Source organism: Enterobacter sp. HSTU-ASh6 (genome assembly GCF_026319105.1).
GTDB classification, from domain to species: Bacteria; Pseudomonadota; Gammaproteobacteria; order Enterobacterales; family Enterobacteriaceae; genus Enterobacter; species Enterobacter sichuanensis.
Window position 1 is genome coordinate 16,419 of sequence record NZ_WSPD01000017.1, and the last position, 16,066, is coordinate 32,484.

Consider the following 16,066-nt stretch of genomic DNA (forward strand, 5'->3'; position numbering starts at 1 on the left):
CGTCATTACAGCTTGAAGGTCGCCCACACTGGCGCATGATCTGACGGCTTTTCCATGCTGCGGATATCGTAGTCGATCCCGGTTTCGATGCAGCGTTCTGCCAGCGGCGCACTGGCCAGCAGAAGATCGATGCGCAGGCCACGGTTGTCGTCAAAGCCTCTTGAACGATAGTCGAACCAGGAGAAGCGGTCCTGCGTTTCCGGGTTGGCGTTGCGGAAGGTATCCACCAGGCCCCAGCCCAGCAGGCGCTCCATCCACTCACGCTCTTCCGGCAGGAAAGAGCATTTGCCGGTACGCAACCAGCGCTTGCGGTTCTCTTCGCCAATACCGATATCGAGATCCGTCGGGCTGATATTCATGTCGCCCATGATCAGCACCGGATTCTCTTTTTTGAGTTCGGTTGTCAGGAAGTCCTGCAGATCCTGATAAAACTTCGCTTTGGCCGGGAATTTTGTCTCGTGGTCACGGCTCTCACCCTGCGGGAAATAGCCGTTAATGACCGTGATATTGCCGAGCGCAGAAGGCACTTCCGCCATGATGATGCGGCGCTGGGCTTCTTCACCGTCACCGGGGAAGCCGCGGCGTACGGAAACCGGCGGCGCTTTGGTCAGCAGCGCGACGCCATAGTGACCTTTCTGACCGTGGTAAAAGACGTTATAACCGAGTTTCGCCACCTCTTCGAGAGGGAACATGTCGTCGTGGACCTTGGTCTCCTGCAGGCCAATCACATCTGGCTGATGTTGCTCAACGATAGCTTCAAGCTGATGAGGGCGGGCACGCAGGCCGTTGATATTAAAAGAGACAAATTTCATAGTCGCTGCCAGTGCAAGGTGAATAGTGCAAGGATGGTAGCAGAATTTGCGTCAACTGTTACCGGCTTCGACCAATAACTGCGACAGATAATGCTGGTGGTGCAATATTTGCACCATTCTGACGCGCATCGCCCTCAAACAGGGCGTAAATGGCCGATAAATTTCGCGAGCGATCACAATTCCAGAATTATATTTGGCCTGTGCATACTCTTTCTGATTTTCATGCGGCAAAGCGCCGCTTGTCGTAAAAATATTCACTTTTTATGCACTAACAGTGAATAACTCCATATTGTAACTCATTGATATTCTGTTCATCCAACCCGTTTATGCATTTTTATCGCTGGCTGGCACGAAGGCTGCAATCTACATTCACAGTGCAAACACTCAATTATTTAACATTCAAATAACCTTTTATTTACCGGATGAGGTCGCTATGTCTCTGTCAATTACGCGTGAAAATTTCGATGAATGGATGATGCCGGTTTACGCTCCGGCGGCTTTTATTCCGGTTCGTGGGGAAGGCTCGCGCCTGTGGGATCAGCAGGGTAAAGAGTATATCGACTTTGCGGGTGGGATTGCGGTAAACGCGCTGGGCCATGCGCACCCGGCGCTGCGTCAGGCGCTGAATGACCAGGCGGCGAAGTTCTGGCATACCGGCAACGGCTTTACCAACGAGCCCGCGCTGCGCCTGGCGAAAAAGCTGATCGACGCGACGTTTGCCGAAAAAGTCTTTTTCTGTAACTCAGGGGCGGAAGCCAACGAAGCGACGCTGAAGCTGGCGCGCAAATATGCCCACGACAAGTTTGGTGCCCACAAGAGCGGTATCGTGGCGTTTAAAAATGCCTTCCACGGGCGCACGCTCTTTACCGTCAGCGCGGGCGGCCAGCCTGCTTACTCGCAGGATTTCGCACCGCTGCCGCCGGATATCCGTCACGGTGTTTATAACGATCTGCAGTCCGCCAGCGAACTGATCAACGACACCACCTGTGCGGTAATTGTCGAGCCGATGCAGGGTGAGGGCGGCGTTCTTCCGGCACAAAAAGCGTTTCTGCAGGGGCTGCGCGAGCTGTGCGATCGTCACAATGCGGTACTGATTTTCGATGAAGTGCAGACCGGCGTGGGCCGTACCGGTGAGCTGTATGCCTATATGCACTACGGCGTTACGCCTGACGTGCTTTCTACTGCCAAAGCGCTGGGCGGCGGCTTCCCGATTGGGGCGATGCTGACCACCGATAAATTCGCCAGCGTGATGACCGTGGGCACCCATGGCACCACTTACGGCGGCAACCCGCTGGCCACCGCTGTCGCCGGGCAGGTTCTCGACATTATTAATACCCCAGAGGTGTTGAAAGGCGTTAAGCAGCGTCACGACTGGTTTGTTGAGCGTCTGAATGCCATCAACAGCAAAACGGGGCTGTTTAAAGAAATTCGCGGCCTGGGGCTGTTAATTGGCTGTGAGCTCACCGCTGAGTTTGCCGGAAAAGCTAAACTTATTTCACAGGAAGCGGCAAAAATGGGCGTGATGGTCCTGATTGCCGGTGCCAACGTGGTGCGTTTTGCTCCTGCGCTGATTGTCAGCGAGGAAGAGGTGCAAACCGGTCTGGACCGTTTTGCGCTGGCGTGTGAACAGGTGAAGTCCGGGGTGTCATCATGATGGTCATCCGTCCCGTTGAGCGCGGCGATCTCGCCGGGCTCATGCAGCTTGCCGGTAAGACGGGAGGCGGGCTGACCTCGCTTCCTGCCGATGAAAAAACGCTGTCGGCGCGCATTGAGCGCGCCCTGCAAACCTGGCAGGGGACGTTGCCAAAAAGCGAACAGGGATATGTGTTCGTGCTGGAAGACACCACCACGGGGACCGTGGCCGGGATCTGCGCCATCGAAGTGGCCGTGGGGCTTAACGATCCGTGGTACAACTACCGCGTTGGCACCATGGTACATGCCTCGAAAGAGCTGAACGTCTATAACGCGCTGCCGACGCTGTTTCTTTGTAATGACCACACGGGCGCCAGCGAGCTCTGCACGCTGTTCCTCGACCCGGCGTGGCGCAAAGAGGGCAACGGCTATCTGCTCTCCAAATCGCGCTTTCTGTTTATGGCCGCCTTCCGCGATCGCTTTAACGAAAAAGTGGTTGCGGAGATGCGCGGCGTGATCGACGACAAAGGCTACTCGCCGTTCTGGGAGAGCCTGGGCGAGCGCTTCTTCTCGATGGAGTTCAGCCGGGCGGACTACCTGTGCGGCACCGGTCAGAAAGCCTTTATCGCTGAGCTGATGCCGAAGCATCCTATTTACACCCATTTCTTAACGCCGGAAGCGCAGGCGGTGATCGGCGAAGTCCATCCGCAAACCGCGCCTGCCCGCGCGGTGCTGGAGAAAGAGGGCTTCCGCTACCGTAACTATGTGGACATCTTTGACGGTGGGCCAACGCTTGAGTGCGATATCGACCGCGTCCGTGCGATCCGTAAAAGCCGGCTGGTTGAAGTTGCCGAAGGTCAGCCCGCGCCGGGTGACTGGCCGGCGTGCCTGGTGGCGAACGAAAATTACACCAACTTCCGCGCCATGCTGGTGCGGACCAACCCGAAATGTGAACGTCTGGTACTGACGGCTGCAGAACTGGATGCCCTGAAATGTAACGCCGGCGATACGGTTCGCCTGGTGCGTCTCTGCCCTGAGGAGAAAACAGCATGACATTATGGATTAACGGTGACTGGGTCACGGGCGAAGGCGAACAGCGCGTAAAAACCAATCCGGTAGGCAAAGAGGTGCTCTGGAAGGGGAACGACGCCAGCGCCGCGCAGGTGGAACAAGCCTGCCATGCCGCACGTCGCGCGTTTCCGGCGTGGGCAAAACAGCCTTTCGCCGTGCGCCAGGCGCTCGTTGAAAAGTTCGCCGGGCTGCTGGAGGCGAACAAAGCCGAGCTGACGCGCATTATTGCCTCTGAAACCAGTAAACCGCGCTGGGAAGCGGCCACGGAAGTGACGGCGATGATCAATAAAATCGCCATTTCAGTGAAGGCCTACCACACCCGCACCGGCGAGCAGCATACCGAGATGCCGGACGGCGCGGCCACGCTGCGCCACCGTCCGCACGGCGTGCTGGCGGTGTTTGGTCCGTACAACTTCCCGGGGCATCTGCCGAATGGCCACATCGTGCCGGCGCTGCTGGCGGGCAACACCGTTATTTTCAAGCCGAGTGAGTTAACGCCGTTCACCGGCGAGGCGGTGGTTAAGCTGTGGGAACAGGCGGGCCTGCCGCCGGGCGTGCTGAATCTGGTGCAGGGCGGGCGTGAAACCGGTCAGGCGCTGAGCGCGCTGAGCGATATCGACGGCCTGCTGTTTACCGGCAGCGCCGGGACGGGCTATCAACTGCATCGCCAGCTGGCGGGGCAGCCGGAAAAAATCCTCGCCCTCGAGATGGGCGGCAACAACCCGCTGATCGTGGAAGATCCTGATGATATCGACGCCGCGGTGCACCTGACGATTCAGTCTGCTTTTATTACCGCCGGACAGCGTTGCACCTGTGCCCGCCGTCTGCTGGTGAAACGGGGCGCGCAGGGGGATGCGTTCCTTAAACGTCTGGTTGAGGTGAGTGCGCGTCTGGTGCCCGCCGCGTGGGATGCCGACCCGCAGCCGTTTATCGGTGGGCTGATTTCCGAGCAGGCCGCGCAAAACGTGCTGAAGGCCTGGCAGGACCACGTCGCTCGCGGGGCGAAAACCCTGCTCGAACCGAAGCAGGTTCAGCCGGGTACCTCGCTGCTGACGCCGGGCATCGTTGAGATGAGCGGGGCGAGCAACGTGCCGGATGAAGAGGTCTTTGGTCCGCTGCTCTGCGTCTGGCGTTATGACGATTTTGACAGCGCCATCGCAATGGCCAACAACACCCGCTACGGCCTGTCGAGCGGACTGATTTCGCCGCAGCGTGAGAAGTTTGAACAGCTGCTGCTGGAAGCGCGTGCGGGGATTGTGAACTGGAACAAACCGCTGACCGGTGCTGCGAGCACCGCGCCGTTCGGCGGCGTGGGCGCGTCGGGCAACCATCGCGCCAGCGCGTGGTACGCCGCAGATTACTGCGCATGGCCGATGGCGAGCCTGGAAAGCCCGGCGCTGACGCTGCCGGAAACGCTTAATCCGGGGCTGGACTTTACCGGAGGGGACCGTCATGAAAGCGCGTGAAGTCAACTTTGACGGGCTGGTGGGGCTGACGCACCACTACGCCGGTCTCTCTTTTGGTAATGAAGCCTCGACGAAGCACCGCTTTCAGGTCTCCAACCCGAAGCTGGCGGCGAAGCAGGGGCTGTTGAAAATGAAAGCGCTGGCGGATGCCGGTTTCCCGCAGGCGGTTATTCCGCCGCAGGAACGCCCGAACGTCGCGGTGTTGCGTCAGCTCGGTTTCACCGGCAGCGATGAGCAGGTCGTTGAAAAAGCGGGAACGCAAACGCCGCACCTGCTCTCTGCGGCAAGTTCGGCCTCTTCGATGTGGGTCGCCAACGCGGCCACCGTCGCCCCGTCAGCCGACACGCTGGATGGCAAAGTCCATCTGACGGTGGCGAACCTGAATAACAAATTCCACCGCGCCACCGAAGCGGAAACCACCGAGCGCGTGCTGCGCGCCATATTCAACCATGACGCCCATTTTGCGGTGCATCCGGCTCTGCCGCAGGTGGCAATGTTTGGCGACGAAGGTGCGGCCAACCATAACCGGCTGGGGGGCGATTACGGTGAACCCGGCGTGCAGCTGTTTATCTACGGGCGCGAGGAGGGCGGTCATTCTGCCCCTGTTCGCTATCCTGCGCGCCAGACGCTGGCCGCCAGCCAGGCGGTCGCCCGCCTGAACCAGGTCAATCCTTCGCAGGTGATTTTTGCCCAGCAAAACCCGCAGGTGATCGACCAGGGCGTGTTCCATAACGACGTGATCGCCGTTTCGAACCGTCAGGTCCTCTTCTGCCACGAGCAGGCGTTTGCCCATCAGGAGAAGCTGCTCGCCACGCTGCATGAACGCGTACCCGGTTTTATGCCGATTCAGGTGCCTACCCGGGCGGTGAGCGTCCAGGATGCGGTCGAAACGTATCTGTTCAACAGCCAGCTGCTAAGCCGTGATGACGGCAGCATGATGCTGGTCCTGCCGCAGGAGTCGCGGGATCATAGCGGGGTGTGGCGTTACCTGACCGAGCTGGTGAAGGCCGATAACCCGATTGACGAGCTGCGGGTGTTTGACCTGCGCGAAAGTATGGCCAACGGCGGCGGACCGGCCTGTCTGCGCCTGCGCGTGGTGTTGACGCAGTCAGAAATGCAGGCCGTTAACCCGGCAGTGATGATGAATGAGACGCTGTTTACTACCCTGAACGACTGGGTGGACCGCTACTATCGCGACCGGTTAACGCAGGCTGACCTCGTTGACCCGCAGCTGTTACGCGAAGGTCGCGAGGCGCTTGACGCGTTAACATCAATCCTGCAGCTGGGATCGGTTTATCCTTTCCAGCGCTAAGGAGTGGGTATGGAAAATTTACTGGCGCTGACCCTGGCCGATGAAACGCCGGAACAGAGTGAGGGGGAGGGCCCCTCATTCCACTGGCGGTGGCTGGGGCGTGGGGTGCTTGAACTGACGCCGGTTGTAGAGAGCGATCTCTCGCTACTGCTTTCGACCGGTATTCACGGGAATGAAACGGCGCCCGTGGAGATTGTTGACCTGCTGCTGCGCGCGTTGTATCGCAAAGAGATTACGCTTCAGTGCCGCGTGCTGGTGGTGCTTGGGAACCCACCCGCGCTGGCGCAAAACAAACGCTATCTGGTGAGTGACATTAACCGCATGTTCGGCGGGCGCTGGTCGCAGTTCCCGCAGAGTGACGAGACGGCGCGGGCGCAGTGGCTGGAGAACGTGGTGAGCGCGTTCTTTGCGGCGGCGGGGCCAGTGCGCTGGCATCTGGATCTGCACACGGCCATTCGCGCGTCTTACCATGTCCGCTTCGGCGTGCTGCCGCAGCGCAATCAGCCGTGGGATGAAGCGTTCCTCGACTGGCTGGGTGATGCCGGGCTGGAGGCGCTGGTGTTCCACCAGTCGCCGGGCGGAACCTTTACGCACTTTACCTGTGAACACTTCGGCGCGCTGGCCTGTACGCTGGAGCTGGGGAAAGCGTTGCCGTTTGGGCAAAACGATCTCACTCGCTTTGCGCCAACGCATCTTGCCCTGCGGGCATTGCTGGGTGGGGCGGCGCCCGAGCACACGCATCAACCCGTCGAGTGGTATCGGGTCGTACAGCAGATCACGCGCCGCAGCGATGCTTTCCAGCTTCATATGGCCGCGCACACCCTGAACTTCACGCCGTTTCGTAAAGGGGCGCTGCTGGCTGAAGATGGCGAAGAGCGTTACGAGGTACAGAAAACCACCGAGTATGTGTTATTTCCCAACCCCACCGTGGCATTTGGCCTGCGTGCCGGGCTGATGCTGGAAAAAATATCCTGACCTTTTCCCCTCTCATCACTCGGGAGGGGAAAAACATTTCTTAGCAATTAAAGCGCTCATACTTCTTTTGCGGATTATTCCTGGTGAATTGCTTTATTATTAATCCGCTCTCCGCTACACTTCTGCTCATTCTCTTTAAAATCATCATTTTAAATATTATTTGTTGCAACTCTCCACGCTTTATCCTTATTTTCTCCACATTTGACGAAAATTTGTTTTTTACACTTTCATTGTTTTACCGTTGCTCTGACTAATTGACGATAAACCCCGTAAAGTTAATCTCGTCAACACGGCATAGCGCCGAAGAATAACTGAAAGAAAGGAAATAAATTATGCGTAAGTTTACTGCACTGTTTGTTGCTTCTACCCTGGCTCTGGGCGCTACCAGCATGGCGTTCGCCGCAGATACCGCAACCACCCCTGCCGCGCCTGCTGACGGCAAAATGATGATGCATCATAAAGGCAAGCCGGGTATGCACGAGATGATGATGTTTAAGGAACTGAACCTGACAGATGCGCAGAAGCAGCAGATCCGCGACATCATGAAAAGTCAGCGCGATCAGATGAAACGTCCACCGCTTGAAGAGCGTCGTGCGATGCATGACATCATCGCCAGCGACAGCTTCGATAAGGCGAAAGCTGAAGCGCAGATCGACAAAATGGCCGAGCAGCATAAAGCCCGCATGCTGGCTCACATGGAAACCCAGAACAAGATCTACAACATTCTGACGCCGGAACAGAAAAAACAATTTAATGCGAATTTTGAGAAGCGTCTGACAGAACGTCCGGCGATGGAAGGTAAAATGCCAGCACCAACCGAATAATCGGTTCACACTCTTAAGACCGCCGGGATCCTGTCCACAAAAGCGCAATCGCTGTGGACAGGACCGGCGGTTTTTCTTTCCTGCCCTCTTGCCTGCCGCCGCCAGCGCGGTATTCTCCTGTAGTCGCTTCAGAGAATGTTTGTAGAGTCATGACGTTAGTAAATTTATTGACGTTGCGCTAAGGCTTGCCCGCTCTGCTGCCGATACTGTGTCTGTGAATACCCAACGATAACAAACAAGACAGCAACGATAGCAATATCCTTGCCCTGGCACGGGTTGTGCCATTCAGGAGTGGTGATGGAGTTCTTTGATATCCGTAAGATGCCGGTCAGCCTCTGGCGCAATGGTGCTGGGGAAACGCGTGAGATTTGTTGTTTCCCACCCGCAACGCGCGATTTTCACTGGCGTGCCAGTATCGCGACTATCGCCAGCAACGGCGAATTCTCCTCATTCCCCGGCGTCGATCGGGTGATTACCTTGCTGGAAGGAGGGGAGGTGACGCTCGATGCCGGTCAGGCGTTCTTCCATACCCTTAAGCACCATCAGCCTTACAGTTTTGCCGGCGATCTGCCGGTCAAGGCGCTGCTGTCCGATGGGCGGATGGCGATGGACTTCAATATTATGACCCGTCGCGACTGTTGTCGGGCGAAGGTGCGCGTGGCCGACCGGACCTTTACCACCTTTGGCACACGCGGGGGCGTGGTCTTTGTCTTAAGCGGGGCGTGGCAGTTGGGGGATAAATTGCTGACGGCCGATCAGGGCGCCAGCTGGGAGGAGGGTACCCATACTCTGCGTCTGCTGGAGCCTCAGGGCACCCTGTTGTTCAGTGAAATTACGTGGCTCCCAGGCCATTGAGCTCAATGACTTCAAACTTACCGGCTAAGACGGGTTTACAGAGAATTTTATAGCCATCGTGGTCAAATCCGGCGGGTGTGCGCAACAGGGTTGCCGCGTCGTTGATATCGTCGACGGCGCCCAGCCAGAACCAGTTGTTGACGATGTGGTACTGGGTCATCGCTTCACCCACCTCTTTTAGCGCAACGGCGCCTTCCCAGGGCCAGCAGTTAACGCTGATGGTCGCCAGGCCGGCGAGGAGCCGGGCGTGATGCGCGTCGACACTCTCTTTCCCGCAGCAGGCGCCTGCGCAGCGCTTAAGTGCCGACCGGAAACAGGCCCGTCCGCGGGTGGTCGCCTCGAGACCCAAAAGGCTGTAGCAAAGCTGCAGCTCATCCGCCAGGGTTTGCAGCGCCTGGAGCGCGGCACGTTTATTCGCAAACAGGCCGTAAAGATTCGGGGCATGAGAAAAATCGACCTCGCGCGCGTAGACAACCTGCGGCTTGCCGGCGGTTATTTGCAGGGAGCAGAGCTGACGATTGCGGCGCAGGCGCTTGTTAAACAGCGGCTGTTGTTCTTTTATAAGCCTGGCTTCCAGTAACAGCGCGCCCATTTCTCCCGCCGTCTCGAACCAGGATATGCGGCGCGACTGGCGCAGCATGGCGGCCTCGTCCGGCGTACGCAGATGGGATAACACCCGGCTGCGAATATTCACGCTTTTGCCGATATAGAGCGGCAGGGTGTCGCTTTCACCGTGAAAGATATACACGCCCGGCAGCTTAGGCAGCGCTTCAAGCCAGGGACGAAGGTGCTCGGGATATTCGTAGATAGCCGCCGCTTCAAATTCAAGACGCGGGGCGGATTGACGCCTGCTCACATACCACTCCATATACTGTTCAGGTATACAGTGTAGCAGAGGCGGTTTGGTTAAAAAAGAGCCGGGTCGCGGCTGCGCCTTACCCGGCTTACAAAACTGGGTTACCGTTTTGCTTTATTTTTTCCAGAAATCGTCAAACACCGTAATCGGTGGGCGACGCTTGTGTTCGGTTTTCAGATACCAACCTTCGATGATTTTGGCGGTACCTTCATCCAGCGTTTTGCCTTCAAGATAATCATCGATATTGTCATAGGTCACGCCCAGGGCTGCTTCATCCGGCAGGGAAGGACGATCGTCCTCCAGATCCGCTGTCGGCGCTTTCTTGTACAGATGCTCCGGGCAGCCCAGCGCGGCAAGCAGCTGCTTACCCTGACGCTTATTCAGACGGAAGATCGGGTTAATGTCGGTGCCGCCGTCGCCGTATTTGGTGAAGAAACCGGTGATCGCTTCGGCTGCATGGTCGGTGCCGACCACGACGCCTTTGGTCATCCCGGCGATGCTGTACTGCGCTTTCATACGCTCACGGGCTTTTTCGTTGCCGCGAACAAAATCGCTCAACTCAATGCCCGCTTCGCGCAGGGCCTGCTCGCTCGCCAGCACCGATCCTTTGATATTCACCGTCAGTACGCGGTCAGGCTGAATAAAGGCGATGGCATCCTGACAATCCTGTTCATCCGCCTGTACGCCATACGGAAGGCGTACGGCGATAAACTGCAGGCTTTCATCTCCCGTCTCCTCGCGCAGCTCTGAAATCGCCATCTGGCAGAGCTTACCGGTCAGCGTGGAATCCTGGCCGCCGCTGATGCCCAGCACCAGAGATTTCAGGAAAGAGTTGGTCTTTAAATACGCTTTTAAAAAATCCACGCTGCGGCGGATCTCTTCATTTGCATCTATCGCGGGCTTCGCGCCCAGCGCCTGGATAATCTCTTGTTGCAGAGTCATCACGCTCTCCATAAACAGAATGTGTTAACTGTTAAAACTAACCCTTTGGATGGAAAACGACAAGGATCACAGTTTCGAGTGCGCTAATTTGCGCCGTTTTAGCAGGTTATCGTTGTTTTATTAGAATTTTCCGAAATTCGTCTGGCGTAACTCACAAAGTTGAACAATAGTACTTTTTATCCCATGCTTAGATAACACGCTGATAAACAAGAGGACGGAATATGAACAAGAACGTAGCAGGAATTCTTAGCGCAGCGGCGGTACTGACTATGCTGGCAGGGTGTACGGCGTACGATCGCACCAAAGATCAGTTCACACAGCCCGTGGTGAAAGATGTCAAAAAAGGCATGACGCGTTCGCAGGTGGCTGCGATTGCCGGTAAGCCGTCTTCAGAAGTGACGATGATCCACGCGCGTGGTACCTGTCAGACCTATATCCTGGGTCAACGTGATGGTAAGGCAGAAACCTACTTTGTCGCGCTGGACGATACCGGTCATGTCATCAACTCCGGGTATCAGACCTGTGCAGAATATGACACCGATCCGCAGGCACCTAAGGCGCAGTAACCTTGCTGCCCTGAGGATGTTAACAAACCGGCCCATCGGCCGGTTTTTTTATCCATACGTAAATCTTATTTCTTTGCGCGAATTATTTGCCCGAAATGTGAAGGTAGTCAACAAGCCAGGTCAATGAGAGACAATTTAGGCCTGTCCAGAATTATCCCCCCTCTGTACCATTACGTATACTCACTCCAACGATAAACAACAGTCAGCACACTACCTGTCAGCCAGGAGAGCGAGTCGAGTGATAGCGAGACGGCAGGTAGTCATACAAGAGGGAAATTACGATGGAAAAGAAACATATCTACCTGTTCTGCTCAGCGGGCATGTCAACCTCGCTTCTGGTGTCAAAGATGCGTGCGCAGGCTGAAAAGTATGAAGTGCCTGTGGTGATCGAAGCGTTCCCGGAAACGCTGGCGGGTGAAAAGGGGCAGACTGCGGATGTCGTTTTACTCGGGCCGCAAATTGCCTACATGCTGCCAGAAATACAACGTCTGTTACCCAATAAACCGGTCGAAGTGATCGACTCGGGGCTGTACGGCAAGATTGATGGTTTAGGTGTACTTAAAGCTGCTGTTGCAGCCATTAAAAAAGCGGCTAATTAATTTTTATTTTTCCCGTCAAAGAGTTATTTCACACACAATACGCCGTAACAGTCGTTGCGGCATTTAAGGGTATTTTCCTATGAGTAAAGTCATCGCTTCACTTGAAAAGGTACTCCTTCCTTTTGCTGTTAAAATAGGAAAGCAGCCTCACGTTAACGCCATCAAAAACGGCTTTATTAAATTAATGCCATTGACGCTGGCCGGGGCAATGTTCGTTTTAATTAACAACGTTTTTCTGAGCTTTGGTGAAGGTTCCTTCTTTTATTCATTAGGAATTCGCTTAGACGCATCGACAATTGAAACCCTTAATGGTTTTAAAGCCATCGGCGGTAACGTATACAACGGTACGTTAGGTATTATGTCGCTGATGGCGCCTTTCTTTATCGGGATGGCACTGGCAGAAGAGCGGAAAGTGGATCCGCTGGCCGCCGGGTTATTATCTGTTGCCGCCTTTATGACCGTCACCCCCTACAGCGTCGGTGAAGCCTATGCGGTGGGCGCCAACTGGCTGGGTGGGGCCAACATCATCTCCGGTATTGTTATCGGTCTGGTGGTGGCAGAGATGTTTACCTTTATTATCCGTCGCAACTGGGTGATTCGCCTGCCGGATAGCGTGCCGGCGTCCGTTTCCCGTTCATTTTCCGCGTTGATTCCAGGCTTCATTATTCTCTCCATCATGGGGATTATTGCCTGGGCGCTCTCTCACTGGGGCACAAACTTCCACCAGATCATCATGGACTCTATCTCTACGCCGCTGGCGTCGATGGGTGGTGTGGTCGGTTGGGCGTACGTGATTTTCACCTCCCTGCTGTGGTTCTTCGGCGTGCATGGTTCACTGGCACTGGCCGCGCTGGACAGCGGTATCATGACCCCATGGGCACTGGAAAACGTTGCACTTTATCAGCAGTACGGCTCCGTTGACGCGGCGCTGGCGGCCGGTAAAACCTTCCATGTGTGGGCGAAGCCGATGCTGGACTCCTATATCTTCCTGGGGGGTACCGGGGCGACGCTGGGTCTGATCATCGCGGTCTTTATTGTCTCTCGTCGCGCTGACCATCGTCAGGTGGCGAAGCTGGCACTGCCGTCAGGTATCTTCCAGATTAACGAACCGATCCTGTTTGGTCTGCCAATCATCATGAACCCGGTGATGTTCATTCCTTTCATCCTGGTTCAGCCGCTGCTGGCGGGGATCACCCTGACCGCGTATTACCTGGGCATTATCCCACCAATTACCAACATTGCGCCGTGGACCATGCCGGCGGGTCTGGGGGCGTTCTTTAACACCAACGGTAGCGTCGCCGCCTTCCTGCTGGCGATATTCAACCTCGGGATTGCAACGCTGCTCTACATGCCGTTCGTGGCCATCGCCAACAAAGCCGCAACCGTTATTGATGAAGAAGAGAGCGAAGAGGATATCGCCCTCGCACTGAAATTCTAAAATTGCACGGCGCGGGGCAACCCGCGCCAGCGAAAAGGAGCTTAAAGATGTTAGATTTGGACAGTATCGTTGCAGAAGAAAGCGCGGAGAATGACCTCGAAGAAGTGGTGATGGGCCTTATCATCAACTCCGGTCAGGCACGCAGCCTGGCGTATGCCGCGCTCAGGCAGGCTAAGCAGGGCGATTTCGCCGCCGCGAAAACCATGATGGAACAGTCCCGTACCGCGCTCAATGAAGCGCACCTGGTGCAGACGAAGCTGATTGAAGGCGACCAGGGCGAAGGGAAGATGAAGGTCAGTCTGGTGCTGGTACACGCCCAGGATCACCTGATGACCTCGATGCTGGCGCGCGAGCTGGTGGCGGAGTTAATTGAGCTTCACGAGAAGATGCAGTAAGTCAGACTGAGTAGCAGGGGGTCAGCACGATGGAAATTAAAACCGCACTTGAGCAGCAACTGTTTAATGGCAAGAATTTTCACGTGGTTATCTACAACAAGACGGAGAGCGCGAGTGGTCTGCACCAGCATGACTACTACGAGTTCACGATTGTTCTGACCGGCCGCTACTATCAGGAGATCAACGGTAAGCGCGTTCTGCTTGAGCGCGGAGATTTTGTCTTTCTGCCGATGGGCTCCCATCACCAGAGCTTTTACGAATTTGGCGCCACCCGCATTCTGAACGTGGGCGTCAGCAGACGCTTCTTTGAGAAGCACTATCTGCCGCTGGTGCCGTTCTGTTTTGTGGCATCACAGGTCTATCGCGTCAAAAACGAATTCATGACCTGGATTGAAACGGTGATTGCCTCGCTCAACTTTCGCGACAATGAGTTCGATGAATTTATTGAAACGGTGACCTTCTACGTGATGAACCGGCTGCGCCATCACCGTGAAGAGCAGCAGGTGACGGATGATATTCCACAGTGGCTGCGCAGCACCGTTGAGCTGATGCACGATAAAGGCCAGTTCAGCGAAAATGCGCTGGAAAATATGGTTTCACTGTCAGGGAAATCCCAGGAATATCTGACCCGTGCGACCCAGCGCTATTATCGTAAAACGCCGGTGCAAATTATTAATGAAATCCGCATTAACTTTGCCAAAAAACAGCTGGAAATTACCAACTATTCTGTCACGGATATTGCCTATGAGTCCGGGTACAGCAGTCCCAGCCTGTTTATTAAAACGTTTAAGAAATTGACCTCATTCACACCAAACAGTTACCGGAAGAACCTGACGGTAATTAATTAACGTTCGGCGGATTGCCCGCCACAAATATTGCTTTAATGGCTTGCCCAAATAGCGGGAAGAGTACGCTATACCTTGCAGGCGATTAACCTGATACGCTAAGGGAGATATTATGCAGAAGAAATTGAAAGTCGTAACCATTGGTGGCGGCAGCAGCTATACCCCGGAATTACTTGAAGGTTTCCTGAAACGGTATCACGAATTACCGGTCAGCGAATTATGGCTGGTTGACGTTGCGGAAGGGCAGGAAAAATTGGATATCATTTTTGACCTGTGTCAGCGCATGGTGGCGAAAGCCGGTGTGCCCTTAACCGTACACAAAACACTCGATCGCCGTCTGGCGCTGAAAGATGCGGATTTCGTTACTACCCAGCTGCGCGTGGGCCAGCTGAAAGCGCGCGAGCTGGACGAGCGTATTCCCCTGAGCCACGGTTATCTGGGGCAAGAGACCAATGGCGCGGGCGGCCTGTTTAAAGGTCTGCGTACCATCCCGGTCATTTTCGACATCGTCAAAGACGTGCAGGAGATCTGCCCGAACGCGTGGGTGATTAACTTCACCAATCCGGCCGGTATGGTGACCGAGGCGGTCTATCGGCATACGAATTTCAAACGCTTTATCGGTGTCTGTAACATTCCGATTGGCATGAAGATGTTTATCCGTGACGTGCTGGCGCTGACTGACAGCGACGATCTTTCCATCGATCTGTTCGGCCTGAACCACATGGTGTTCATCAAAGATGTCATCGTGAACGGCAAATCGCGCTTTGCCGAACTGCTCGACGGCGTGGCGTCGGGACGTCTGACCGCCGCATCCGTGAAAAATATCTTCGACCTGCCGTTCAGTGAAGGGCTGATCCGTTCCCTTAATCTGCTGCCGTGCTCCTACCTGCTCTACTACTTCAAGCAGAAAGAGATGCTGGCCATTGAAATGGGCGAGTACTATAAGGGCGGCGCACGGGCTCAGATCGTGCAGAAAGTTGAGAAGCAGCTGTTTGATTTGTATAAAGATCCGAACCTGAACGTCAAACCAAAAGAGCTGGAGCAGCGCGGAGGGGCTTACTACTCCGATGCGGCGTGTGAAGTGATCAACGCCATTTACAACGACAAGCAGGCCGAGCACTACGTCAATGTGCCGCACCATGGCCATATCGACAATATCCCGGCCGACTGGGCCGTGGAGATGACCTGCATCCTCGGCCGCGATGGCGCGAAACCGCATCCGCGTATTACCCACTTTGATGAGAAGGTGATGGGCCTCATTCACACCATCAAAGGGTTCGAGGTGGCGGCCAGCAACGCGGCGCTGAGCGGTGAGCTGAACGACGTGCTTCTGGCGCTGAACCTCAGCCCGCTGGTGCATTCCGACCGCGACGCAGAAGTGCTGGCGACAGAGATGATCCTGGCCCACGAAAAATGGCTGCCAAACTTTGCCGCCACGGTAGAGAAGCTCAAGTTCCAACACCGTTAAGAGGATGTGC

At 55.6% G+C, this 16,066-nt stretch carries 16 protein-coding genes; 13 read left to right on the plus strand and 3 right to left on the minus strand.

Annotated elements, in window-relative coordinates; translation table 11 throughout:
- Window positions 1–5 precede the first annotated feature (5 nt).
- The gene (gene xthA / locus GM298_RS18280) at window positions 6–812 is read right to left on the minus strand and encodes an exodeoxyribonuclease III (protein WP_266154978.1); all 807 of its coding nucleotides are present in this window, start codon (window positions 810–812) and stop codon (window positions 6–8) included.
- Between the two features lie 433 nt (window positions 813–1,245).
- Here xthA and GM298_RS18285 point away from each other — a divergent pair, with 433 nt between their 5' ends.
- The 7 genes from GM298_RS18285 to ves all read left to right on the plus strand — a co-directional run bounded on the left by GM298_RS18285 (window position 1,246) and on the right by ves (window position 8,947).
- Complete coding sequence (locus GM298_RS18285) at window positions 1,246–2,466, plus strand: aspartate aminotransferase family protein (protein WP_266154979.1); 1,221 nt, start codon at window positions 1,246–1,248, stop codon at window positions 2,464–2,466.
- The gene (gene astA / locus GM298_RS18290; protein WP_025757366.1) at window positions 2,463–3,497 is read left to right on the plus strand and encodes an arginine N-succinyltransferase; all 1,035 of its coding nucleotides are present in this window, start codon (window positions 2,463–2,465) and stop codon (window positions 3,495–3,497) included. Before GM298_RS18285 ends, astA begins: the two co-directional genes overlap by 4 nt.
- A complete protein-coding gene (gene astD / locus GM298_RS18295; RefSeq protein ID WP_266154980.1) occupies window positions 3,494–4,981 on the plus strand; it encodes a succinylglutamate-semialdehyde dehydrogenase in 1,488 nt (495 codons plus the stop codon). Before astA ends, astD begins: the two co-directional genes overlap by 4 nt.
- A complete protein-coding gene (gene astB / locus GM298_RS18300) occupies window positions 4,968–6,293 on the plus strand; it encodes an N-succinylarginine dihydrolase (RefSeq protein ID WP_104556287.1) in 1,326 nt (441 codons plus the stop codon). Before astD ends, astB begins: the two co-directional genes overlap by 14 nt.
- 9 nt (window positions 6,294–6,302) lie before the next feature.
- Window positions 6,303–7,268 carry a succinylglutamate desuccinylase gene (astE, locus tag GM298_RS18305; protein ID WP_266154983.1) on the plus strand — a complete coding sequence of 322 codons (966 nt, stop codon included), beginning with the start codon at window positions 6,303–6,305 and terminating at the stop codon, window positions 7,266–7,268.
- Window positions 7,269–7,600: 332 nt separating this feature from the next.
- The gene (gene spy, locus GM298_RS18310; RefSeq protein ID WP_266154985.1) at window positions 7,601–8,092 is read left to right on the plus strand and encodes an ATP-independent periplasmic protein-refolding chaperone Spy; all 492 of its coding nucleotides are present in this window, start codon (window positions 7,601–7,603) and stop codon (window positions 8,090–8,092) included.
- 297 nt (window positions 8,093–8,389) lie between these two features.
- A complete protein-coding gene (gene ves, locus GM298_RS18315; RefSeq protein ID WP_025757361.1) occupies window positions 8,390–8,947 on the plus strand; it encodes an environmental stress-induced protein Ves in 558 nt (185 codons plus the stop codon).
- Here ves and cho read toward each other — a convergent pair.
- Window positions 8,925–9,803: an excinuclease Cho gene (cho, locus tag GM298_RS18320; RefSeq protein WP_266154986.1), complete on the minus strand. Its 879-nt coding sequence runs from the start codon at window positions 9,801–9,803 to the stop codon at window positions 8,925–8,927. The two genes, ves and cho, sit on opposite strands and share 23 nt — an antisense overlap.
- 114 nt (window positions 9,804–9,917) lie before the next feature.
- Window positions 9,918–10,745 (minus strand): ammonia-dependent NAD(+) synthetase, encoded by an 828-nt coding sequence (gene nadE, locus GM298_RS18325; protein ID WP_025757359.1) that lies wholly within the window; start codon window positions 10,743–10,745, stop codon window positions 9,918–9,920.
- 221 nt (window positions 10,746–10,966) lie between these two features.
- Here nadE and osmE point away from each other — a divergent pair, with 221 nt between their 5' ends.
- The 6 genes from osmE to GM298_RS18355 all read left to right on the plus strand — a co-directional run bounded on the left by osmE (window position 10,967) and on the right by GM298_RS18355 (window position 16,056).
- Window positions 10,967–11,311: an osmotically-inducible lipoprotein OsmE gene (gene osmE / locus GM298_RS18330; protein ID WP_003857836.1), complete on the plus strand. Its 345-nt coding sequence runs from the start codon at window positions 10,967–10,969 to the stop codon at window positions 11,309–11,311.
- 281 nt (window positions 11,312–11,592) lie between these two features.
- Window positions 11,593–11,910 carry a PTS N,N'-diacetylchitobiose transporter subunit IIB gene (chbB, locus tag GM298_RS18335; protein ID WP_008500676.1) on the plus strand — a complete coding sequence of 106 codons (318 nt, stop codon included), beginning with the start codon at window positions 11,593–11,595 and terminating at the stop codon, window positions 11,908–11,910.
- A 79-nt stretch (window positions 11,911–11,989) separates the two neighbouring features.
- Entirely contained in the window at window positions 11,990–13,348 is a 1,359-nt protein-coding gene (gene chbC / locus GM298_RS18340) for a PTS N,N'-diacetylchitobiose transporter subunit IIC (protein WP_025757358.1), read from the plus strand.
- Window positions 13,349–13,395: 47 nt separating this feature from the next.
- A complete protein-coding gene (gene chbA, locus GM298_RS18345; protein WP_045285271.1) occupies window positions 13,396–13,743 on the plus strand; it encodes a PTS N,N'-diacetylchitobiose transporter subunit IIA in 348 nt (115 codons plus the stop codon).
- Between the two features lie 29 nt (window positions 13,744–13,772).
- On the plus strand, window positions 13,773–14,591 hold the full coding sequence (chbR, locus tag GM298_RS18350) for a transcriptional regulator ChbR (RefSeq protein ID WP_025757356.1): 819 nt from the start codon (window positions 13,773–13,775) through the stop codon (window positions 14,589–14,591).
- Window positions 14,592–14,700: 109 nt separating this feature from the next.
- Window positions 14,701–16,056 carry a 6-phospho-beta-glucosidase gene (locus tag GM298_RS18355; protein WP_045285272.1) on the plus strand — a complete coding sequence of 452 codons (1,356 nt, stop codon included), beginning with the start codon at window positions 14,701–14,703 and terminating at the stop codon, window positions 16,054–16,056.
- Window positions 16,057–16,066: the final 10 nt, after the last annotated feature.